This window comes from Streptomyces sp. NPDC033221 (assembly GCF_055577005.1).
Genome location: NZ_JBVIQN010000013.1, coordinates 34,999 through 56,512, shown reverse-complemented (window position 1 = coordinate 56,512; position 21,514 = coordinate 34,999). Strand labels below are relative to the sequence as shown.

Sequence of the window (21,514 nt, the reverse complement as noted above, 5' to 3'; positions counted from 1 at the left end):
GGACGCACCTGATGTCCGTACTGACCATCGACGTCGGCACCACGATGATCAAGTCCGTGGTCTTCGACGACCTGGGCCGCGAGATCGCGGTCTCCCGGCTCGCCACCGAAGTGCTCCGCCCCCGCCCGGGCCGCGCCGAGCAGGACATGGACGCCGTCTGGAACGCCGTCGTCTTCACCGTCCGCAACGCCCTGTCCGAACTCGCCGGCCGCCCCGGCCCGGCCGACCCCGTGTGGCTGGTCTCCTTCACCGCCCAGGGCGATGGCGCCTGGCTCGTCGACGACCGGGGCCGCCCCACCGGGCCCGCGATCCTGTGGTCCGACGGCCGGGCCGGCGAGATCGTCGGCCAGTGGCAGCGGGACGGCGTCCTGGAGGCCGCCTTCCGCCGCAACGGCTCGCTGACCTGCGCCGGCATGCCCAACGCGATCTTCGCCTGGCTGGCCCGGCACGACCCGGACCGGCTCGCCCGCTCGCACGCCTCCCTCACCGCCGCGGGCTGGCTCTTCCTGCGGCTGACCGGCGTCACCGCCGTCGACGAGTCGGACGCCTCGGCGCCCTTCCTCGACCACGCCACCGGCGCGTACGACCCGCACCTCCTCGACCTCTTCGGCCTCACCGGGTACCAGCGGCTGCTGCCGAAGGTGCTCGGCGAGCACGAGCGGATCGCCGAGATCACCTCCGAGGCGGCCGGCCAGCTCGGGCTGCCCGCCGGCCTCCCGGTCGTCATGGCCCCGTACGACATCGCCGCCACCGCGCGCGGCGTCGGCGTGGTCAACCCCGGCCAGGCGTGCAGCATCCTCGGCACCACCCTGTGCACCGAGATCGTCCGCACGACCGTGGACACCACCGGCGAACCGTCCGGCATCACCATCGCCTACCGCGGCCGCGAACGCGTCCTGCGCGCCTTCCCGACCCTCAACGGCGCCGAAGTGCTCGGCTGGGCCGCGCGCACCCTGCACCTGTCCGGGCCGCCGGAACTGTCGCGGCTGGCCTTCGAGTCCGAGCCGGGCGCACACGGCCTGATGTTCCTGCCGTACCTCTCCCCGGCGGGCGAACGGGCACCGTTCCTCGACGGGCAGGCCCGCGGCGGGTTCTGGGGCCTGTCCCTGGAACACACCCGCGCCGACCTGGCCCGCGCGGTCTTCGACGGCCTCTCGCTCGTCCTGCGCGACTCGCTGACCGCCTCCCGCACGCACGTCAGCGAACTGCGCCTGTGCGGCGGCGGCGCCAACAGCGACGCCTGGTGCGCGCTCATCGCGGACGCGACGGGCGTACCGACCGCCCGCTCCGGCGACACCGAACTCGGCGCCAAGGGCGCCTTCCTCACCGGCCTGGTGCTGTCCGGAGCCGAGTCCAGCATGCACAGCGCCGCCACCAAGTACGTACGGATGCGGTCCAGCTGGGAGCCCGACCCGGAGCGCACCGCCCGCTACTCGGAGCTGTACGAGGACTTCCTGCACTGGCGCGGCCTCGCCCGCGAGGCGGGCTGGCGCCCCGGAGCCGGACGCAAGAGCACCCCCGAAGTCCCCGACCGGCCGCCGGCCCTGTCGCACCCGATACCCGCACCACCCGAACACCCCGCCCAAGGAGCCCCCCACCGTGTCTGACGCCCTGACCGCCGACGCCGTCTGGCTCGGCCTCGACCTCGGTACGCAGAGCGCCCGCTGCGTCGCCGTCGACGGGACCGGACAGCTGCTCGCCGCCGCCTCCCGGCCGCTGACGAGCCACCGCGACGGCAGGCGCCACGAGCAGCGGCCCGAAGAGTGGTGGAGCGCGCTGTCCGCCGCCTGCCGCGCGGCCCTCGCCGGCATCGACCCGGCCCGGGTACGCGGCCTGGCCCTCGACGCCACCTCCGGTACGGTCCTCCTCGCCGACGCAGACGGCACCCCGCTCACCCCCGGCCTGATGTACGACGACGGGCGCGCCGCCGCAGAGGCGGAAGCCGTCAACGAGGCCGGGGGAGCGGTGTGGCAGGAACTCGGCTACCGCACCATGCAGCCCTCCTGGGCCCTGCCCAAACTGCTCTGGCTGCTCCGGCAGGACCCGGGCCTGACCGAGCATGCCCGGCTGCTGCACCAGCCCGACCTCATCACCTGGCGGCTGACCGGCCATCAGGTCCCCGCCGACGCCAGCCACGCCCTCAAGACCGGCTACCACCTCGCCGACGAACGCTGGCCGTCCGCCGAACTGGCCCGCCTCGGCGTGCCCGAGCGGGTCCTGCCGCAGGTCGTACGGCCCGGAACCGTCCTCGGCGCGGTCTGCGCGGCGGCGGCCGAAGCCACCGGCATCCCCGAAGGCACCACCGTTGTCGCCGGAATGACCGACGGCTGCGCCGCCCAGATCGGCGCGGGCGCACTCGCCCCCGGCGCCTGGAACGCCGTACTCGGCACCACCCTCGTCCTCAAGGGCACCAGCCCCCACCTGATCCGCGACCCGCACGGCGTCGTCTACTGCCACCGCGGACCGGACGGCAACTGGCTGCCCGGCGGCGCCTCCAGCTCCGGCGCGGGCGTCATCGCCCGGCACTTCACCCCGGAGAACGGCGACGACCTCGACGCGCTCACCGCCGAAGCCGCACGCGACGGCCGGGACTGGGACGCGGTCACCTACCCCCTCGTCCCGGCCGGCGGCGAACGCTTCCCCTTCCGCGCCCCCGACGCCGAACCCTTCACCCTCGGCGACGTACCCACCCGCGCCCAGGAGTTCCACGCCTGCCTGCTCGGCGTCGCCTGCGTCGAACGCCTCTGCTTCGACTACCTCGACCACCTCGGCGCCCCCGTCGACGGGCCGCTCACCTTCACCGGCGGCGGCGCCCGCAACGCGTACTGGTCACAGCTCCGCGCCGACCTGCTCGGCCGCCCCGTCCACCGGCCCGAACAGGCCGAAGGCGCCCTCGGCATGGCCGTGCTCGCCGCCACCTCCGGCGGCGTCACCCTCCAGGACGCCGCGACCGCCATGGTCCGCACCGGCACACCGGTCACACCCGACCCGGCCCGTACCACCCGCCTGCTCCCCGCCTACCTCCGCTTCCTCGACGAACTGACCCGCCGTGGCTGGCTCGACCAGACCGTGGCCGACCACGCCCGCAGGAGGGCCGCACCGTGACCGACTTCATCCTCGTACGCCACGGCGAGACCGAATGGCATGCCGAGAACCGCTACGCCGGCCTCACCGACGTGGCACTGACCGGACGCGGTGAGGAGCAGGCGGCGGCCCTCGCCGACTGGGCCGCCACCGCCCGCCTGGACGCCGTCTGGTGCTCCCCGCTGTCCCGCGCCCGCCGCACCGCCGCGCCCGCCGCCGCGGCCTGCGGCCTGACCCCGCACATCGACGAACGCCTCTACGAGGTGGACTTCGGCCGCGGTGAGGGCCTGACCAAGGCCGAGATGCGCCGGCGCTTCCCGGACGAGCTGGAGGCGTTCCTCGCCGACCCGGTCGGCCACCACCTGCCCGGTGGCGAGGACCCCCGTGCCGCCGCCCTGCGCGCCGCCGACTGCCTCGCCGACATCGAGCGCGCCCACCCGGACGGCCGGGTCCTGCTGGTCGCCCACTCCACCCTCGTACGGGTTTTGCTCTGCCATCTGCTGGGCATCCCGCTCGCGGACTACCGGCGCGTCTTCCCGCAGCTCCTCAACGGCGCGCTGACCGAACTGCGCGTCCGCGACGGCCAGGCCGCGCTGCTGCGCCTCAACGCCCCCGCCACGCCCGCGCCGGTCGCCACCGCACCGCACTGACCCGCCTCCCGTACGTACGCCGACACCGCACACCCAGGAGAAACACCCCCCATGAGCAGCCCCACCGTTCTCGCCGCCGGCAACCACTTCATCCTCCCCAGCCTGCTCACCGAGGCGGTCCGCGAGGCCACCGGCGGCGCCGTGACCGCCGACGCGATCCGGGAGCTGCAGCTGCCCTGGCCGCACACCCCGCTCGGCAAGGTCGCCGAGGTCGACGAGGCGTCCGGTACGGAGGACCAGCTCATCGAGGCGCTCCAGGGCGTCCGCGTCTGCGTCACCGAACACGCCGCTCTCACCGAGCGCATCCTCGCCCACTGCCCGGACCTGGAACTGTTCTGCGTCGGCCGCGGCGGACCGGTCAACGCCAACCTGGAAGCCGCCACCCGGCACGGCGTCGCCGTCTGCTACGCCCCCGGCCGCAACGCCACCGCCACCGCCGAACACACCCTGACCCTGCTCCTCGCGGCCGCCCGCGGCGTCGGCGACACCCACACCGACCTGCGCCAGGGCATCTGGCGCGGCGACTACTACGACTACGACAAGTGCGGCATCGAGATCGAGGGCACCACCGTCGGCCTGGTCGGGTACGGGGCGATCGGCAGCCGCGTCGCCAAGGTGCTGGCCGCCATGGGCGCGCACGTCCTCGTCCACGACCCGTACGCCGCCCCCGAGGCACTGACCGGCGTCGCCGAACAGGTCGGCCTGGACGAACTGCTGAGCCGCTCGCGCATCGTCTCCCTGCACGCCCGTCTCACCGAGGAGACCCGCGGCATGATCGGCCGCGCCCAGCTCGCCGCCATGCCCCACGGCTCCATCCTGGTCAACTGCGCGCGCGGCGCCCTCGTGGACTACGACGCGGTCTGCGACGCGCTGGAGTCCGGGCAGCTCAGGGGCGCCGGCTTCGACGTCTTCCCCGAAGAGCCGGTCCCGGCCGGCTCCCGCCTGCTGGCCGCGCCCGGCGTCGTGCTGACCCCGCACATCGCGGGCGGCAGCCGCCAGGTCGCACACAAGGCCGCCCGTATCGTCGCCGCCGAAGCCGCCCGCTTCCTGCGCGGCGAGCCGCTCGCGCACTGCGCCAACCCGGACGTGCTGCGCGGCTGACCCGCACACTCCCGGTACGGCGAAGGGCCGTCCCCCAGGCTTGGGTTCTAGGAGTCGTCGCAACACCCCAGCTCAAGGGGTGCGATGGACTTCAGGATCCGAGGGGACCGGACGCCGCAGGGCCCCGGGAAGCTGTCACGGGAGCGGGAGGCATACTCCCGGCTCGTGCAGCAGGGATACAGCAACACCGAGGCGTGCCGAATCGTCGGCGTCGAGGCGCGGACCGGCCGGAAGTGGCGCAACGGCCGCAGTGCCGGCCGGCGGCAGAAGGCGGCACCACCGATTCACCCGGTGGTGCCGCCTTCCGGCCCGTCCCGATTCCTGCGTGAGGAGGAGCGGATTCACCTCGCCGACCGGTTGCGGGAGAAGGCCACGGTGCGGGCGGTCGCCGCGGAGCTGGGCCGCAGCCCGTCCACGGTCAGCCGTGGGATCCGCCGCAACCCTCACCCCGGAAGCGGGGCCTACCGCCCGCACGCCGCCCAGGCCCGCGCCGATGCCCGCCGGCCCTGCCCCAGGCCCCGCAAGATCCTGGGGAATCCCGGGCTGCGGGCCACCGTCCAGGCGATGCTGGACGAGAAGTGGAGCCCGGAGCAGATATGCCAGGCTCTGCGGACACGATTCCCTGACCGGCCGGAGGTGCACGTGGTCCACGAGACCGTCTACCAGGCGCTCTACGTCCAGGGCAGGGGCCAGCTGCGGCGTGAGCTCGCCGGTGCCCTGCGTTCCGGCCGTGCCCGGCGCAGGCCGCAGCGGCAGGCCAACTGTCGCCAGCCCCGCTTCACGACACCGATGGTCATGATCAGCGAACGCCCCGCCGAGACCGAGGACCGGGCCGTGCCCGGTCACTGGGAGGGCGACCTGATCATCGGCAAGGACGGGAAGTCCGCGATCGGCACCCTGGCCGAACGCGCCACCCGCTACGTCATGCTCCTGCACCTGCCCGGCGGCCACAGTGCCGAGGCGGTCCTCACCTCCCTGACCTCCACCGTCCAGACCCTGCCCGCCGAGTTGAAGCGGTCCCTGACCTGGGACCAGGGCGGCGAGATGGCCGGCACGGCGAGTTCACCCTCGCCACCGACATCCCGGTCTACTTCTGCGACCCGCCAGCCCCTGGCAGCGCGGCTCGAACGAGAACACCAACGGCCTGCTGCGGCAGTACTTCCCCAAGGGCACCGACCTGACGGTCCATACCCCTGAACACCCGGCCGCAGTCGCAGACCAGCTCAAGCGCCGCCCACGCAAGACGCTCGGCTGGGAAACCCCAGCCGAGCGTCTGCATAAACTGCTCGCGGCCTGATCAAACCGACCACGTGTTGCGACGACCCCTAGAAACCGCCAGGTGGGGACGGCCCTTCCTGCGTAGGTGCCTACCGGCGCCGCACCAGCGGGAACGGCAGCGTCTCGCGGATCGACAGCCCCGTGAGGAACATGACGAGACGGTCCACGCCGATCCCCAGACCACCGGTCGGCGGCATCGCGTATTCGAGGGCCTGCAGGAAGTCCTCGTCCAGCTCCATGGCCTCCGGGTCGCCGCCCGCCGCCAGCAGCGACTGGGCGGTCAGCCGGCGCCGCTGCTCGACCGGGTCGGTCAGCTCCGAGTAGGCGGTGCCCAGCTCGGTGCCGAACGCCACCAGGTCCCAGCGCTCGGCGAGCCGCGGGTCCTTGCGGTGCTGGCGGGTCAGCGGCGAGACGTCGGTGGGGAAGTCCTTGTAGAAGGTGGGCAGCGTGGTCTTCTCCTCGACCAGCCGCTCGTACATCTCCAGGACGATGTCACCGCGTCCCAGCTCCGGCTTCACCGGCACCCCGGACCGCAGACACAGCCGGCGCAGCTCGTCCGGCCCGGTGTCCGCGTCGACCTCTTCGCCCAGCGCCTCGGAGATCGCGCCGTAGACTGTCTTGACCGGCCAGATGCCCGAGATGTCGTGCTCGACGAGCTTGCCGTTCGCGTCCGCCTTGCGGGCGGTGGCGCTGCCGAACGCGGAGACGGCCGCGCCCTGGATCAGCTCCCGGGTCAGGTCGAGCATCACGTCGTAGTCCGCGAACGCCTGGTACGCCTCCAGCATCGTGAACTCGGGGTTGTGCTTGTACGAGATGCCCTCGTTGCGGAACGTGCGTCCCATCTCGAAGACTTTCTCCATACCGCCCACGCACAGCCGCTTGAGGTACAGCTCGGGCGCGATACGCAGGTACAGGTCGAGGTCGTAGGCGTTGATGTGGGTCTGGAACGGGCGCGCGTTGGCGCCGCCGTGGATCTGCTGGAGCATCGGCGTCTCGACCTCCAGGTAGCCGCGCTCGATCAGACCCTGGCGCAGCGCCTGCACCGCGGTGCTGCGGGCCCGCAGGTTGTCCCGCGAGTCCGGCGAGACGACCAGGTCGACGTAGCGCTGACGGACCTTGGCCTCCGGGTCGGTCAGACCGCGCCGCTTGTCGGGCAGCGGGCGCAGGCACTTGGCCGTCAGCCGCCAGTGGGTGACGAAGACCGTCAGCTCGCCGCGGTCGCTCGCGCCGACCTCGCCCTCCGCCTCGATGTGGTCGCCCAGGTCGATGTCGTCGGCGAACCGCGCCAGCTCCTCGGCGCCGGTGCCCTCGCGGGTCAGCGCGACCTGGAGGTCACCCGACCAGTCACGCAGCACGGCGAACAGCACACCGCCGTGGTCGCGGGTGAGCAGCACCCGGCCGGCGATCCGGACGACCTTGCCGGTGCGCGTACCGGAGTCCAGGTCCGGGTGTTCGTCACGGACGTCACCGAGCGTGTGGGTGCGCTGGACGCCGACCGGGTACGGGTCGGTGCCCTCGGCGCGCAGCCGCTCCAGCTTGAGGTGCCGCACCCGGACCTGCTCCGGGAGCGCCGCCAGCTCGCGCTCGCGCAGCTCCTCCTCGGTCGCGGGCTTCTCCACCAGGCCCAGCTCGTCCAGCGACGGCAGGTTGGCGGTGTTGGCCGGGGCCATCACCCGCTTCTTGCGGCCCTTGCCCCACAGCTTGCCCAGGCTCGGTACGGCCACGAAGCCCTCGGCGATGCCGGAGGCCATGCCGATCCGGGCCAGGGCGCCGGTGTCCGCGTAGCACAGGAAGCGCGGGTACCACTCGGGCGCGTACTTCGCGTTGGAGCGGTACAGCGCCTCCAGCTGCCACCACTTGGAGAAGAACAGCAGCAGCTTGCGCCACACCTTCAGGATCGGCCCCGCGCCGATGCGCGCGCCCTCCTCGAAGGCGGACCGGAAGACCGCGAAGTTCAGCGAGATACGGCGTACGCCGATCTGCCCGGCGTGCGCGCACAGCTGGGCGACCATGTACTCCATCACGCCGTTCGGCGCGCTGCGGTCGCGGCGCATCACGTCCAGCGAGATGCCGTCCTTGCCCCAGGGCACGAACGACAGCAGGGCGATCATGTTGCCGTCGCCGTCGAACGCCTCGGCCAGCAGGCAGTCCCCGTCCTCCGGGTCGCCGAGCCGGTCCAGCGCCATCGAGAAGCCGCGCTCGGTCTCGGTGTCGCGCCAGGCGTCGGCCCGGTGGATGACCTCCTGCATCTCCTCGTCCGACAGCTCCGAGTGCCGGCGGACCCGGAAGGTGGCGCCGCTGCGCTCGACGCGGTTCACCGCCTGGCGGGTCACCCGCATCTCGCGGCCGTCCAGGTCGAAGTCCTTGACGTGCAGGATCGCCTCGTCGCCGAGCTGCAGCGCGCTCAGGCCGCTGCGCGCGAACGCCTTGGCGCCGTCCTCGCTGGCGCCCATGACGGCGGGCTGCCAGCCGTAGCGCCCGGCGACCTTCAGCCACTCCTCGATGGCCGGGCCCCACGCCTCGCGGTCACCGACCGGGTCACCGCTGGCCAGGCAGACGCCGGCCTCCACCCGGTAGGTGACGGCGGCCTTGCCGCTGGGGGAGAAGATCACGGCCTTGTCGCGGCGGGTGGCGAAGTAGCCGAGCGAGTCCCGGCCGCCGTAGCGGGCCAGCAGCGCCCGGATACGGGTCTCCTCGTCGCCGTGCAGCGCGGCCTCCATGCGCTGCGACCGGAAGAGCGTCAGGGCCGCGTTCAGCAGCGCCACCGCGCCGAACAGGCCGAGCAGGAAGATCACCCAGTGCGGCGGGTGGCCGTGGAACTGGTGGTTGCTGAGGGTACCGCCGCAGACCCGGTCGGCCGCCCACAGCAGCCGGCTGTCCGCGCCGTGCTCCAGGCTGCCCGGGAAGAGCGACACCAGGCCCCAGCCGACGAGGATCGACACCACCAGGCCCGCGACCAGCACACCGGTGGCGCGCCAGAACGCGCCGCGGCGGGTGACGGCGTAGAACTCGCGGTGCGCGACCAGCAGCAGCACCAGCGCGGCCGAGCACAGCACCAAGGAGAAGCAGAACTCCCGGTTGCCGTCGATCACGAGGATCGCGTCGGTCAGCGTCACCAGCACCATGTAGACGACGGCGAACCACAGGGCGACGCGTTTGCGCGCCGTCATGGCCGCGGCCAGCAGGAAGAGGAAGACCGCGTACGCGAGGTTCGGTTCGACCACGATGGTCAGGATGTCCAGCCATTCGATGACCGGTTTCAGGGCGCGTCGCAGCGGCCCGATCAGCGCCGTGACGGCGCAGAACAGCCCCAGAAGGCTGAAGAAGATGGCAAAGCCGTTGGGCACGCGGCGGCGAAAGCGCGCCCACGCCGTTATTTGGTCCTGGTCCTGCACGGTGCTCATTCCGTCACACTAGGCTCTGTAAGGGGTCAGCTGCTCGATGGGAGGGCGCTCTTCTTCTGCCACTGGGGCCAGTCGACCATCCAGTCCCCGAGCCCGTTGTTCTCGGCCGCCCTCCCCCGTACGGAGGAACCGGTGACCTCGAACGGGTCACCGACGCGCACCTTCGAGTAGAGCCAGTCGGCGTCGGCGTCGGTCAGCCCGATGCAGCCGGAGCTGTCGTTCACCCGGCCCACCTTGTCGGCGTTCCACGGCGCCGCATGGGCGTACGTGCCGGAGCTGGTGAGCTTCATGGAGTCGCGCACCGTCTTGTGGTACGCGTCGCCCAGCCCCACGGTCTCGGAGTTCATGGTGATCGTGCCCTCCTTCGCCATGAGCGGGAAGACGCCAGTCCAGGTGGAGTGCTGCGCGTCCGGCCGGCCGGCGGAGAAGGGAATGTCCTTCACCTCCTTTCCGTTCTCGGTGAACGTCAGATGCCTGCTGTCCAGATCGATCTTGACCACATGGCTGTCGCCGATGGTGAAGTTCAGGTCGTAGTCCTTGGCGAAGTAGCGGCCGCCGCCGGAGTCCACGCCGTTCAGGTCGGCGCGCAGCCCGACCTTCGTCCCCGGCTTCCAGTACTCCTTCGGCCGCCAGTCCACCCGGTCCTTGCCGGAGAAGTCCTTGACCCAGCCCCACGAGCCCGTCGTCCGGTTGTCCGTGGTGACCTTCAGGTGCCGCTCCACCTCCGCCTTGTCGGTCACCGGGAAGTCGAAGGTGACCGAGACGGGCTGGGCCACGCCGACGGTGGCGCCCTGCGAGCCGGGGTTCAGCACCAGCTTGTTGAGCTTGTCGGCCTGGGCGGTGGTCAGCGACTCCTTGACCGTGTCCGTGCTGCCCTGCGCGTTCCTGGTCTCGGCGGCGACCGAGTACTTGGTCCCCGGCGCGGTCTTCTCGTGGGAGGTCCACACCCGGCCGCCGTCGCCCAGTCCGCCGGGCAGCCGACGGCCTCTGGGGTCGGTCACGACGACCTTGGTCAGACGGCCGCCATCCGCACTGACCTGCAGTTTGTCGCCCGCCTGCACCGTCTTCACACCGTTCGCCGCACTCAGCGTCACCCGCACCGGAGCGCCCTTGGTCGCGGATGCCGCGGGGCCTCCGCAGGCGGTCAGCGCGCCGACACCGATCAGCGGCGCCAGGGCCAGCGCGGCCCGCGCACTGCGCGGCGGCCGGTGGCGGTGCGGGGCGGAGGCAGGGGTCATCAAGGGGCTTTCCATGTGGCGGTCCGGCGGATGTCGGCCGCTAAGACGCGAACCATCGAGAATGCGTTGCGGTGCGTGACGTGATCCATGACACGCCGCGCCACCGGTGCGCGTGTCCCGCCCGCGCGATGGCGTGTTTCATGATCCGCGTTCTGGTGTGCTGCCTTGCCCGCTCTCTCCCGACCTGTTGTTCGACTTTGATCCCTGCACCGTTGACGACGCCACCTTCCGCCCCTACGGTTCCCGCGTGTATCGCTTACGGGCCGCGGTGGCGGCAGCAGCAGCACTTCTCCTCACCCTCACGGCGTGCGGAAACGACGGTTCCGGATCGGGCGGCGACGGTCCCGACACGATCGAGGTCGGCGCGCTCTCGATCGTCGACACCGCACCGGTCCACCTGGCCCGGTCGCACGGCTTCTTCGCCAAGCAGGGCATCGACGCGAAGATCACGCCCGTCCAGGGCGGCGCGTACAGCTCCTCCGGCGTCATCAGCGGCCAGTTCGACTTCGGCTTCAGCAACACCACCACGCTCCTCACGGCCCGTGAACAGGGGCTGCCCCTGAAGGCCGTGGCCAACGGCGTGGCCTCCACCGGGCAGACCGGAGCCCGCAAGGACTACAGCGCCGTCCTCGTACCCAAGGGCAGCGCCATCAGATCGGCCAAGGACCTGCCCGGCCACAAGATCGCGGTCAATCAGCTGAAGAACATCGGCGACACCACCATCCGGGCCGCCGTGCGCCGGGCCGGCGGGGACCCCGAGAAGCTCGAATTCACCGAGATCCCGCTCCCCGACATGCCCGCCGCCCTCGCCGCCGGGCGGGTGGACGCCATCTGGACCGTGGAGCCCTTCCAGACCCAGGCCCTCGACCAGGGCGCCCACGAGGTGTGCTGGCCCTTCGCCGAGGCCACCGGCGACCTCACCGTCGCCATGTACTTCACCAGCGAGAAGCTGCTCCGCGAGAACCCGGACCTGGTCAAGCGCTTCAAGGCCGCCATCGACCAGGCGCTGGCCTACGCGAGCGCGCACCCCGACGAGGTACGCAAGGAACTCGGCACGTACACCAAGATCCCGCCCGCCGTCATCCAGCGGATCGTGCTGCCGAAGTGGCCCACCGAGATCAATCGCACGTCCGTGCAGACCATCGCCGACTTCGCCCGCAAGGACGGTGTCCTCAAGAAGCCCGCCGACGTCGGCGCGCTGCTGCCGTGACCCGCCGAGGGGTGCGCGCCGGGGCGCCGATGAGCGTGCCGCGCGCCGCCGGCCTCGGGCTCCTGGGCCTGGCCTGCCTCTTCGCCATCGCCGAGGCGGTGCCCCGGCTCGGCCTGGTCGACCCGAGCCACCTGCCGCCCGCCACCGCCATCCTGCGCCGCCTCGCCGCCGAACTCGGCGATGCGACCCTGTGGACCGCACTCGGCGAGACCCTGCGCTCCTGGGCCCTCGGACTCGCCATCGCCTGCAGCCTGGCCGTCGCCCTCGGCGTCCTCATCGACGCCGTACCGGGACTGCGCGCCGCCACCGCCTCGACCATCGAGTTCCTGCGCCCCATCCCGTCCGTGGCGCTGATCCCCCTGGCCACCCTCCTCTTCGGCGCCGAGACCGGCTCCACCCTCCTCCTCGTGGTCTACGCCGCCTTCTGGCAGGTGCTCATCCAGGTGCTGTACGGCGTGGCCGACGTCGACCCGGTCGCCCGTGAGACCGCCCGCAGCTACCGCCTCGGCCGCTGGGCCCAGCTGCGCCACCTCGTCTGGCCGACGGCCCTGCCGTACGTCATGACCGGCCTGCGGCTGGCCGCCGCGGTGGCGTTCATCCTCGCCGTCACCGCCGAACTGGTCATCGGCAGCCCGGGACTGGGGCTGCGCATCCAGCTCGCCCAGTCCGGCGGCGCGGTCACCGAGGTCTACGCGCTGATCGTGCTGGCCGGGCTGGTCGGGGTCACCGTGAACGCGGCGGTACGGGCCGTGGAACGCCGGGTGCTGGCCTGGCACCCGTCCGTGCGGGGCGAGGCGGCGCGGTGAGCACAGTACGTACGGGGGGCGCGGCCCGTAAGCGTCTTACCGGGCCGGTGCGGCGCGCGGGCCTGTGCCTGCTGCGCGTCCTGGGCCTGCCGGTTCTGCTCGTCCTCGGCTGGTGGGCGTACAGCTCCGCGAGCCCCACCTTCTACCTGCCGACGCCCGGCCGGGTCGCCACCGCCTTCACCGAAGTGTGGTTCTCGGCGCGGATCACCGAGGACGTCCTGCCCAGCGTGGGCCGGCTGCTCACCGGCTACGCCCTCGCCGGCCTGCTGGGCGTCGGCCTCGGCGTCGCCATCGGCTCCTCACGCACCCTGCGGGCCGCCGCCGAACCCGTACTGGAGTTCTTCCGCGCGATACCACCACCCGTCCTGGTCCCCCTGATCATGCTGCTCGCGGGCCTGGACACCGCGATGAAGGTGCTGGTCATCGTCTCCGGCTGCGTCTGGCCCGTCCTGCTGAACACCGTCGAGGGCGTACGCGCCGTGGACGAGGTGCTGGACGACACCGGCCGCTGCTTCGGGCTGCGCGGGCCCGCCCGGCTGCGCCACCTCGTACTGCCCGCCGCGAGCCCGCAGATCATGGCGGGGCTGCGGCAGGCCCTGTCGATCGGCATCATCCTGATGGTCATCGGGGAGATGTTCGCCAGCACCTCCGGCATCGGCCACACCGTCGTCCTCTTCCAACGCGGCTTCGCGATCCCCGAGATGTGGAGCGGCATCGTCGTCCTCGGACTGCTCGGATTCGGCCTCTCGCTCGCCTTCCGCGCCGCCGAACGCCGCATACTGTCCTGGCACTTGGCACGCGGCGAGGAGCGGGGGCGACATGCTTGAGATCACCGGGCTGGGCAAGGTGTACGAGGGGCGCGGCGGCGTCGAGGCACTACGGAAGATCGACTTCCGGGTGGCCGACGGCGACCTGGTGTGCGTCGTGGGACCGTCCGGCTGCGGCAAGACGACCCTGCTCAAATGCCTCGCCGGGCTCCTGTCACCGACAACGGGCGAGGTACGGGTCGCGGGCCGCCGCGTCACCGGCCCGCCGCCCGGCATGGCCGTCGTCTTCCAGGAGTACGGGCGCAGCCTCTTCCCCTGGATGACCGTGCGCAAGAACGTCGAACTCCCGCTGCGCGAGAAGAAGATCCCCGCCCCGCGCCGCCGCGAACTGGTCGAAGAGGCCCTGTCCGCCGTCGGCCTGGCCGACGCGGCGGCGGCCCACCCGTGGCAGCTCTCCGGCGGGATGCAGCAGCGCGTCGCCATCGCCCGCGCCATCGCGTACGAGCCGCAGGTACTCCTGATGGACGAGCCGTTCGCCGCCGTGGACGCGCAGACCCGGGCAGAGCTGGAGGACCTGCTGCTCACCCTCTGGCGCCGGCTCGGCGTGACGACGCTGCTGGTCACCCACGACATCGACGAGGCGGTCTACCTGGGGCGGCGGGTGATCGTACTGTCCTCGGCACCCACCGTCGTCCAGGAGGACCTCCCGATCGACCTGCCGGCCGCCCGCGACCAGATCACCACCCGCTCGGCCCCGCGCTTCGCCGAGCTGCGCGCCCATGTGTACGCGCAGATCAAGCACGCTAAGGGCGGCGTGGCAGCAGAGGACGCACCGGCCTGCAGGACGGAGTAGACCGCACCGCGGAGCCTCGGCGGGGAGGACGCGGAGACGCTGACCAGAGCGGTGCATACGCAACTGCCCGGGGACGACGAGGTGACCGGGCTGCTCGCGCTGATGCCGCTGACCCACGCCCGTTGCCGCGGGCGTACGACGGCGGCGGTGATCCGGTGCCGCCGGTCTCGCCGAGCGGCGCTGTCTGGAGTTCCGGGCCGGGCGGGCGAGGGCGTGAGTGAGAGCCCCCCACGCGTACCCGTGGGCCGGATTCCGTGGTTGACCACCGCATCCGGCCCATGAGTGCGGTACCGCAGGGCACCGGTACCTCAGGGCGTGCGGGGGTGTTACGCCTTCCACTCCACGTCATAGGCGCCCATCTTGCTCTTGCCGCAGCTCATGCCGAACTTCCAGCTACCGCGCCCCATCCACCGTCCGTAGTGTGACGTGCCGTCGTGGCACTCCACCATCGCGCGCGCCATGCCCTTGGTCACGCGGCAGTCGGCGGTCCAGCCGTGGCTGGTCGTCTTCCAGTTGGTGCAGCGGTAGCCCGGATTGGCGGCTTGGGCGGGGGAGGCCGTCATGACGCCGCAGATCGCGGTCAGGGCAATGGCGCCGACGGATGCCGCGGCCTTGTTGCGCACGGTCGAGAACTTCACTTCACGTGTCCGTTCTGTGGGTGAGATCGGCGACTCGCCTGTCGAATCGCCTTCGCGGGCGGCCGGGCGAACCCCCGTCAGCCGGGGGTCGAAATGGCCGAATCACCGGAAAGGCATATGTCCCCGCCGGGCCCGTCGAAGATCATCTACTGGCCGCGACCGATGTACATAATCTTCCGCCTGTGATCCGCCTCACCGTCCGGGGGCGACTCCGCGCCAGGGCCCTGCCGGACTACCGGGCTGTCCGGACCCACCGGGGTGCCGGCAGGAACCGCAGGTGGCAGGCCACGAAGATGGTCCTCTTTCAGTATCGCCGCGTAGGCGGGGTGGGAGGCGTTGCGGGTAAGCGTCCGGTGCGCCCGCCACCGGCCGGTACGGCTTCACCTTGTTGATCCGCTTGATCCTGGCAACAGGCCGAAGTCCAGCGGTCGCGTGCTGCCGGAGCCGATTTCCGACTGGCCATGCGAGTCGTAGTTCGCTTCCACGTCCATGGGTGACGTCGAATTCTGTCTTGTGCAGGGCCAGTGCGGTTGCTTTGCCGGCGATGGTCGCACCCCGGGTGCCGGCAACCCGTGTCGGCGTACTCGGAGTCGGTATGCCCGGTGCAGGCATACCCGTGCGATGCCGCTCGCCGACTGTGGCTACAGTGATCTCGCGCGGTCAACCATCCCATTTCTGCAAAGACTTGGAATGGAGATGGTAGTAATTCGTATATGGGGCGCCAAGTGGCCGCAGTGCGTCCCTATACGGACAACGGGGTCACGGGAGGGCCTAATGGGTAAGGGCTACGACGTCGAGAGCGCTGCTCTGCGCCGGTATGCCAACGCGGTGGACGAGGCGGCGGGCCGGGTCGAGAGGATCCGTAACCGGGCCCGCGGGCTGGAACTGTCCAGCGGGGTGTTCGGGATGCTCTCCGAGTCCGACAGCCTCAAGGCGGACTACGACAAGCAGTCCGAGGAAGCCGTCAGCGATCTCCATGACGTCAAGGAGTCCCTGGGGGCCATCGCCGACGGCATGCGGCTGGCGGCCGACGGCTACGACACCAATGAGGACGACCAGGTCCGGCTCATGGGCGGTGGTCAGGCGTGAGCCAGGTGCTGGAACGTATCGGGTTCGACGTCGACTGGAGCAACCCGCTGGCGGGCGCGCTCGATTCCACGATCCGCGGCGCCGTCAAGAGCCTCGGACTCGACGAGTACCTGGAGAAGGTCAGCGGTGACAACGAGAAGCTGATCGCCACCGCCCGCGAGTGGCGGACCGCCGCCTCCGAGATGCAGGGCGTCGTCGACGACCTCCAGGCCGAGCGCCGGACGCTGCAGGCGTCCTGGACAGGGGAGGCGTCCACCGCCTTCGGCACGACCATGACCGAGTTCGAGCAGGCCTTGAAGGGCGAGGCCGAGGACATGATCACGGTCGCCGAACTCCTGGAGATGGCGGCGGAGGCCTGCACCGAGGCCGAGGAGACGATGATCGAGCTGATCACCGAGATCGTCGAGGCGCTGCTGGTGGCCGCCGCGACGGCGGCGATCGTCGCGATCCTCACGGCCGGCGTCGGCGCGGCCATCGGCCCGCTGATCGGGGCCGCGGGGGCCACGCACCGGGCTTTGAAGGCCGTACGGATCACCGCCAAGCTGGCGGACAAGCTCAAGGACCTCGCCGACCGGATGCGCGCCCTGCAGAAGCTGCGGAGGGCACGTATCAAGGCCAAGGCGCTGTGGCGCAACAAGAACGCCCGCAAGAAGATCAGCAGGGGGGTCAAGCAGGTGGTCAAGCGGGCCGCGGGCGCCAAGGCCGCCGGGGCCGTCATCGACGCGGCGCCGCTCGCCAACAGCGTCATCGAGCACCACACCGGCGTGGATGTCGGCGAGAAGGTCGGCCAGTGGACCGACAAGGGCGAGGCCGCTCTCCATGACGCGACCGGCCTCAAGTGGGTCCAGGCCGGCGACCACCGATGGGACGTCGAGCACCAGGACGCGGGCAAGCCGCCGCCCACGGAGCAGCAGAAGCAGTACGCCGACCGCCCCGACCCCAAGAGCTTCGACGAGCGGCTGGCCGAGGCGGCTCCGCGGGCGGCCAAGCCCGTACGCGAGGTGTTCGGATGAGTCTGCGTGTCGCGCTGGGCAGGGTCCCGTACAAGGAAGCCAGGGAGCGGGCCGGCGAAGCGCTGCCGGGTGACGAGCGGCTCGTACAGAACGAAGTGGCCTTCCCCGGGCACCGGCTGCCCAAGCCGCGCCGGTGGAACCGCCCCCGCGTCCTGGCGGGCCGCCGCCTGCCGGGCGACCGCTGGGAGGGCGCCAAACGGGTCTTCTGGCTGGTCGACGCCATCATCCAGCCGATCCCCGATCTCTTCGGCGCCCGGCGCAAGAAGGGCAAGCCCTTGAAGGGCGGCTGGGGGAGCCTGGCGGGCCAACTGGCCACCGCCCTGTGGCCCCGCGTACCGACCACCGACGCACTGCCCGTACTCCAGCTCACCGACCGCCACCTGCACGTCACCTATGTGCAGCGCGGCCGCCGCCGCGGCGAACTCGGCGCGGTCGAGGCGGGCTGGAGCACGCCCGCGTCCCGGGTGGCGTGGATCCGGCACCGTACGGACATCGACGCGGACACCTACGAAATCGGCTTCACGGACGAATCCTGGGCCCGGGTGGAGATGCGCAGCCAGCACGCCGTGTATTTCGTGGAGCGTTTTCCGCGGGGCGGTTGAGAAGGCCGGGCGGGCGCCTGGTTCCGATGCCGTGACGGGTTCCGGGCGCCGCGTCCGGCGGCGGATGCCCGGTTCCGTCGCCGCCGTACTTGTACCGAGGGGATGCGGGGCGGCAGGCCGGCGACTCCCTCGTGACTCCTTCTTCGTAGGGGCAATGTACCGGCGAACGGCGGCCAGCGGTGTGCCAGCCAGGACTGGAACCAGGAAATCATCGTGTACGGCGAGTTGTTGAGTCGCAAACTTTCCCGTTGACGGGAGGCCGTCAGGAAAACGCTTGGCCGTACACGAGGAAGGCCAGCAGCAGCACCGAGCACAGCACCTCCACGGCCCCGACCACCGCGATCCGCACACTGCGCGTGGGCAGCGCCACTGCCCGGACGAAGAACAGTACGAACGGCACCGCCAGCCACGGATCCAGTGAGACGGCGGCCACCACCGCGAGCCCGTGGTACACCGTCGACACCACCCGGAAGGTCTCACTTCCGCGCTCGCGGATCATCGTCTTCACATAGAGCACGGTCCCGGCGAAATACAGCAGGCAAGCCGCGGCGGCCTGCCAGGAACCGGAATCCAGGGTGCCGCTGCCCAGCCGGTCCGAGACGAGCAGCATTCCGCAGGCGGGCACCACCGCCGCGATTCCGTTGACCGTGGCGCGTTCTTCGTTGCGGTACGCGTAGACGATATTCACGGCGAAGAACGGCGCCGCGCACAAGGCCGCCACCAGCAGCCAGGGACGCGCCACCGTCAGCGGTACGGCGCACACGACGAAAGCCGCACCGAATCCGGCCATCGGTGCCACATGGCGGCGTGGCGCCCGCGGATTGCGGGAGACGCGCCGCAGCCGGAGATATTGCTGGGCGTGGAATGCCGTGCAATAGGCCAGCAGCCACGCGGGCAGCAGGACGGCGTGCCAGCCGTCGAACCCGCCCAGCAGCGCTCCCGCCAGGAACGGCACGAGAAGCATGGCCCAGGCGCCGTGCTGGTTCGGTATCCAGCGGCGAAGTGCGCGCCGTCCCCGCGATGTGCTCATCCCATGAATATAGGCGGTACGCAAGCCGGTTCGGGCCGCCGAAGGTCCGGGACCAAGGTCCCGGATGGCGGTGGGCGCTTCGAGTGGGCTCCCTTTCCGTACGGAAAGGAACGGAAATTGCGGTTGGCGGCATCCGCCGCTGCCGGTGACCCGTAGTGATCACCTGTATGGCGCACCCGCAGAGACGCGGGGAAAGGCGCGTAATGAGCCACACTGGCGCCCGTTGTCGTCCGTTCGGGCGGCGGGGTGAGGAGGTTCTGTCGTGGCTATTTCGATCTCGGTCGTCGTGCTGCTCGTCGTACTGACCGTCGTCTTCCTGCGCAGCGGACGGCTGAAATTCACACACGCCCTCGTCTGTATGCTGCTCGGTTTCTACCTGGCGGGCAGCAACCTGGCGCCGGACATCCAGAACGGCCTGTCCGGCGCGGCGGACGTGGTCAGCAGCGTCCGCCCGTGAGCACGCCCCGGCGCGGGCCGGGGTGCGGACACCGGCTCTCACCCTCGCGCGAACACGCCGATGGCGTTCGGGACCGGCCGTTCCGCGCCCGCCGAGGGGTGGTTCCGTACGATCGCCCCGGGGCTGCCCGGCTCGCGTGTGACGAGCGTGGAGGAGCCGCCGCCATCCAGGTTGACCGCGTCCCGGGCGCCCAACCGGTCCATCAGCTCGGCCAGTTCACGTACCGTCACGCCCGCCCGGCCCACCGCGCCGTCCAGTGCCAGCAGCAACAGCCGGCGCCCGCCCGCGCCGACGCCGGCTGAGGTCCGTACGGCCGCGGTGACGGTGTCCAGGCCGGCCAGCGGCTCGGCGCCGCGGACGATCGGGAACCCGCCGACGGCGAAGCGCAGCGGCGCGGGCTGCCGCCCGGTCAGGGCATGGCCGACCCGGACCCGGTCGCCGACGTGCAGTTTGCGCAGCTGCCGGGCGCCCTCCTCCCGGCCGACCAGCGTCGTCGTGCCGCGGGCGATGCCGCCCCGGCCGGGCACCTGTACGGCGTTGGTCACCCGGCCGTGCCGGACCGTGACTTCATAGGTCTCCGTGCTGCACGGCGCGGCCCGGTCGGTGTCGGTGCCGCAGGTGGCCCGGACGCGTGAGGTGGGCCCCCACCGGGAGGTGAACGCGCCGATGCCGTTCACCGGCAGCGCGTACTGGTTCAGGCCCTTCAGGGGGAGTGCGCCGTTGGCGGTCACCACGGCGCCGCGCAGGGACAGCCGGTCCAGCCGGGCGCGGCGGTCGAAGCCCACGCCGATGACGTCCTTGTTGTTCGTACCGGGTGGCAGGGCGGGGCCGAAGCGCTGGCCGTCGGGCACCGCCGCTTTCAGGTGCCGCCCGGAGGCGATGGCCGGGCCCACCGGGGCGCCGGTCGCCTCCACGCCGGGGTGCTGGGTCTCGGTGATGTTGAAGAAGTCCGCGTTGACGGCGGCCACCGCGGCACGCGCGTCGGCCAGCCGGGAGACCGGGGCCCGTGCGCCGACCACGCCGGGGTACAGCAGGTCCACCGTGACCCGCCGGTCGGTCAGATCCACCGTCAGCAGGTGTCCGTGTGCGGTGCCTCGGCCCACCACGACGTCGAAGGCGCTGTACGCGACCCCCGGCGCGACGCGGACCGCCCGTCCCAGCCGTAGGGCGCCGTCGTCCGTGGTGGCCCCGGCGGCCACTTCGCTGCCGGCCAGTACGCCCCACGCCGTCAGTGCCGTCAGTACCGCCCGTGCACGAACGAATCGATTCTTCACGATCCCCCCAGACGTCGCGGCAACTGTCCCATGGGTACGAGGAGGCCACTATGGCCCGGAGGTGTCAGAAATCCGTACAACCGCCGTACGGTCGTCGTGTCGCTCCCGTCACCCGGATGCCGGAGTGCGCGGGCCGGACCGGCCGGACCGGGCGGCCTCCCGGGCCCCGGCGACGGCGCTCACCCACTTGCGCGCCATCGGCCCCGTACGGCACGTCCCGGCGGCGCAGATACAGGAACCGCTCCTCCGGCCCAGGGCCGTGGCCACGGCCCTGGACCGGAAGAGCGGGAAGCTGACGGGGACGGGGAACGGAACGCGTGCGGGGGCCGCACTGGTGCGGTGCCGGCGGGGAAGGCGGTCCTGCCGAGCGGAACGCGCGGGTGGTGCGGCCCGCGTCAGGCCTGCGCGCCCGCCGGGGGAGTGGTCGGGCAGATCACGCGGGTTGCGGGGGTGAAGAAGGTGCCTTCCTTGGCGGGCTGGCCGCCGGCGAACTCGGTGTAGATGTACGAGTAGAAGGCGACGTCCGGGTAGCCGCAGGAGGAGTCGGCGCCGACGGTGTAGGTCATGGTGACCTTACGGGTGGCACCGGGGGCGATCGGCACGGAGTAGGTGGCGCCCTGGCCCGCGGTGCAGGTCACGCCGGGGTCGGCCGTGCAGGTCTTCCAGGTGTACTTCAGACCGCTCGCGGAAGTGGTCTCCCACGTGGGCTGGAACGACTGCCACACGAACCGCACGTCGGCGGTGCCGGTGTTGGTGAACGTCATGGTCAGGGTGACGTCGGAGCCGGGAGTGGCCTGCGCCTTGTCCACGGTGAAGGTGAGCGCCGGGGTGTCGGCGGCGGACGCCGGGGAAGCGCCGGCCAGGCCGAGGACGGAGACGACGAGGGCGAGGAGGGCGGCGAAACCGGCCCTGCTGATGCTGCTCATTGTTCTGCGCATGACCAGGGAGCGTAAGGCGTGATCCGTTCTTCGGGGCGGTTCCGGGAGAACCTGTTCTTTCGACCGAAAAGGTCTGGCCACT

The 21,514-nt window shown here is 71.6% G+C and carries 18 protein-coding genes and 2 pseudogenes; 14 read left to right on the top strand and 6 right to left on the bottom strand.

Features of this window, described 5'->3' with window-relative positions; genetic code table 11:
- Positions 1-11: 11 nt before the first annotated feature.
- The 5 genes and pseudogenes from ACZ53K_RS19030 to ACZ53K_RS19010 all read left to right on the top strand — a co-directional run bounded on the left by ACZ53K_RS19030 (position 12) and on the right by ACZ53K_RS19010 (position 6,132).
- A complete protein-coding gene (locus ACZ53K_RS19030) occupies positions 12-1,607 on the top strand; it encodes an FGGY family carbohydrate kinase (protein ID WP_468837641.1) in 1,596 nt (531 codons plus the stop codon).
- Positions 1,600-3,105 carry an FGGY-family carbohydrate kinase gene (locus tag ACZ53K_RS19025; RefSeq protein ID WP_468837639.1) on the top strand — a complete coding sequence of 502 codons (1,506 nt, stop codon included), beginning with the start codon at positions 1,600-1,602 and terminating at the stop codon, positions 3,103-3,105. The genes ACZ53K_RS19030 and ACZ53K_RS19025 overlap by 8 nt, the downstream gene beginning before the upstream one ends.
- Positions 3,102-3,734, top strand: a complete 633-nt coding sequence (locus ACZ53K_RS19020; protein ID WP_468837637.1) for a histidine phosphatase family protein — start codon at positions 3,102-3,104, stop codon at positions 3,732-3,734. The genes ACZ53K_RS19025 and ACZ53K_RS19020 overlap by 4 nt, the downstream gene beginning before the upstream one ends.
- Before the next feature lie 51 nt (positions 3,735-3,785).
- A complete protein-coding gene (locus tag ACZ53K_RS19015; protein ID WP_468837634.1) occupies positions 3,786-4,835 on the top strand; it encodes a 2-hydroxyacid dehydrogenase in 1,050 nt (349 codons plus the stop codon).
- A gap of 84 nt (positions 4,836-4,919) precedes the next feature.
- Positions 4,920-6,132, top strand: a pseudogene (locus ACZ53K_RS19010) (IS30 family transposase).
- A gap of 70 nt (positions 6,133-6,202) precedes the next feature.
- Here the strand turns inward: ACZ53K_RS19010 and lysX are convergent.
- Together lysX and ACZ53K_RS19000 are read right to left on the bottom strand one after the other, a co-directional pair.
- The gene (lysX, locus tag ACZ53K_RS19005; RefSeq protein WP_468837632.1) at positions 6,203-9,517 is read right to left on the bottom strand and encodes a bifunctional lysylphosphatidylglycerol synthetase/lysine--tRNA ligase LysX; all 3,315 of its coding nucleotides are present in this window, start codon (positions 9,515-9,517) and stop codon (positions 6,203-6,205) included.
- Positions 9,518-9,543: 26 nt separating this feature from the next.
- Positions 9,544-10,755, bottom strand: coding sequence for a L,D-transpeptidase (locus tag ACZ53K_RS19000; RefSeq protein ID WP_468837629.1), 1,212 nt, complete (start codon positions 10,753-10,755; stop codon positions 9,544-9,546).
- Between the two features lie 247 nt (positions 10,756-11,002).
- Between ACZ53K_RS19000 and ACZ53K_RS18995 the strand changes: the two genes are divergently transcribed.
- The 5 genes and pseudogenes from ACZ53K_RS18995 to ACZ53K_RS18975 form a co-directional block, all read left to right on the top strand.
- Positions 11,003-11,965 carry an ABC transporter substrate-binding protein gene (locus ACZ53K_RS18995; protein ID WP_468837626.1) on the top strand — a complete coding sequence of 321 codons (963 nt, stop codon included), beginning with the start codon at positions 11,003-11,005 and terminating at the stop codon, positions 11,963-11,965.
- A 29-nt stretch (positions 11,966-11,994) separates the two neighbouring features.
- Positions 11,995-12,771, top strand: coding sequence for an ABC transporter permease (locus tag ACZ53K_RS18990; RefSeq protein ID WP_468837623.1), 777 nt, complete (start codon positions 11,995-11,997; stop codon positions 12,769-12,771).
- Positions 12,768-13,598, top strand: coding sequence for an ABC transporter permease (locus tag ACZ53K_RS18985; RefSeq protein ID WP_468837620.1), 831 nt, complete (start codon positions 12,768-12,770; stop codon positions 13,596-13,598). The genes ACZ53K_RS18990 and ACZ53K_RS18985 overlap by 4 nt, the downstream gene beginning before the upstream one ends.
- Complete coding sequence (locus ACZ53K_RS18980) at positions 13,591-14,391, top strand: ABC transporter ATP-binding protein (protein ID WP_468837617.1); 801 nt, start codon at positions 13,591-13,593, stop codon at positions 14,389-14,391. Before ACZ53K_RS18985 ends, ACZ53K_RS18980 begins: the two co-directional genes overlap by 8 nt.
- 36 nt (positions 14,392-14,427) lie before the next feature.
- Positions 14,428-14,673, top strand: a pseudogene (locus tag ACZ53K_RS18975) (hypothetical protein); the annotation flags it as partial.
- Positions 14,674-14,717: 44 nt separating this feature from the next.
- Here ACZ53K_RS18975 and ACZ53K_RS18970 read toward each other — a convergent pair.
- Positions 14,718-15,029, bottom strand: a complete 312-nt coding sequence (locus ACZ53K_RS18970; protein WP_468837614.1) for a hypothetical protein — start codon at positions 15,027-15,029, stop codon at positions 14,718-14,720.
- 774 nt (positions 15,030-15,803) lie between these two features.
- Between ACZ53K_RS18970 and ACZ53K_RS18965 the strand changes: the two genes are divergently transcribed.
- Genes ACZ53K_RS18965 through ACZ53K_RS18955 form a run of 3 tightly spaced genes read left to right on the top strand, consistent with a single transcriptional unit; the run spans position 15,804 to position 17,733 of the window.
- Positions 15,804-16,118, top strand: coding sequence for a hypothetical protein (locus ACZ53K_RS18965; RefSeq protein WP_468837611.1), 315 nt, complete (start codon positions 15,804-15,806; stop codon positions 16,116-16,118).
- Entirely contained in the window at positions 16,115-17,131 is a 1,017-nt protein-coding gene (locus ACZ53K_RS18960) for a WXG100 family type VII secretion target (protein WP_468837608.1), read from the top strand. The genes ACZ53K_RS18965 and ACZ53K_RS18960 overlap by 4 nt, the downstream gene beginning before the upstream one ends.
- On the top strand, positions 17,128-17,733 hold the full coding sequence (locus ACZ53K_RS18955; protein ID WP_468837606.1) for a hypothetical protein: 606 nt from the start codon (positions 17,128-17,130) through the stop codon (positions 17,731-17,733). Before ACZ53K_RS18960 ends, ACZ53K_RS18955 begins: the two co-directional genes overlap by 4 nt.
- A 262-nt stretch (positions 17,734-17,995) precedes the next feature.
- On the opposite strand, the gene ACZ53K_RS18950 is transcribed toward ACZ53K_RS18955, so the two are convergent.
- A complete protein-coding gene (locus ACZ53K_RS18950) occupies positions 17,996-18,763 on the bottom strand; it encodes a YwiC-like family protein (RefSeq protein ID WP_468837604.1) in 768 nt (255 codons plus the stop codon).
- A gap of 262 nt (positions 18,764-19,025) precedes the next feature.
- Here ACZ53K_RS18950 and ACZ53K_RS18945 point away from each other — a divergent pair, with 262 nt between their 5' ends.
- Positions 19,026-19,220: a hypothetical protein gene (locus tag ACZ53K_RS18945; protein ID WP_468837601.1), complete on the top strand. Its 195-nt coding sequence runs from the start codon at positions 19,026-19,028 to the stop codon at positions 19,218-19,220.
- A gap of 38 nt (positions 19,221-19,258) precedes the next feature.
- Here ACZ53K_RS18945 and ACZ53K_RS18940 read toward each other — a convergent pair whose 3' ends face one another.
- Both ACZ53K_RS18940 and ACZ53K_RS18935 read right to left on the bottom strand, forming a co-directional pair.
- On the bottom strand, positions 19,259-20,494 hold the full coding sequence (locus tag ACZ53K_RS18940; protein WP_468837600.1) for a phosphodiester glycosidase family protein: 1,236 nt from the start codon (positions 20,492-20,494) through the stop codon (positions 19,259-19,261).
- A gap of 395 nt (positions 20,495-20,889) precedes the next feature.
- Positions 20,890-21,432 (bottom strand): hypothetical protein, encoded by a 543-nt coding sequence (locus tag ACZ53K_RS18935; RefSeq protein WP_468837597.1) that lies wholly within the window; start codon positions 21,430-21,432, stop codon positions 20,890-20,892.
- Positions 21,433-21,514 lie beyond the last annotated feature (82 nt).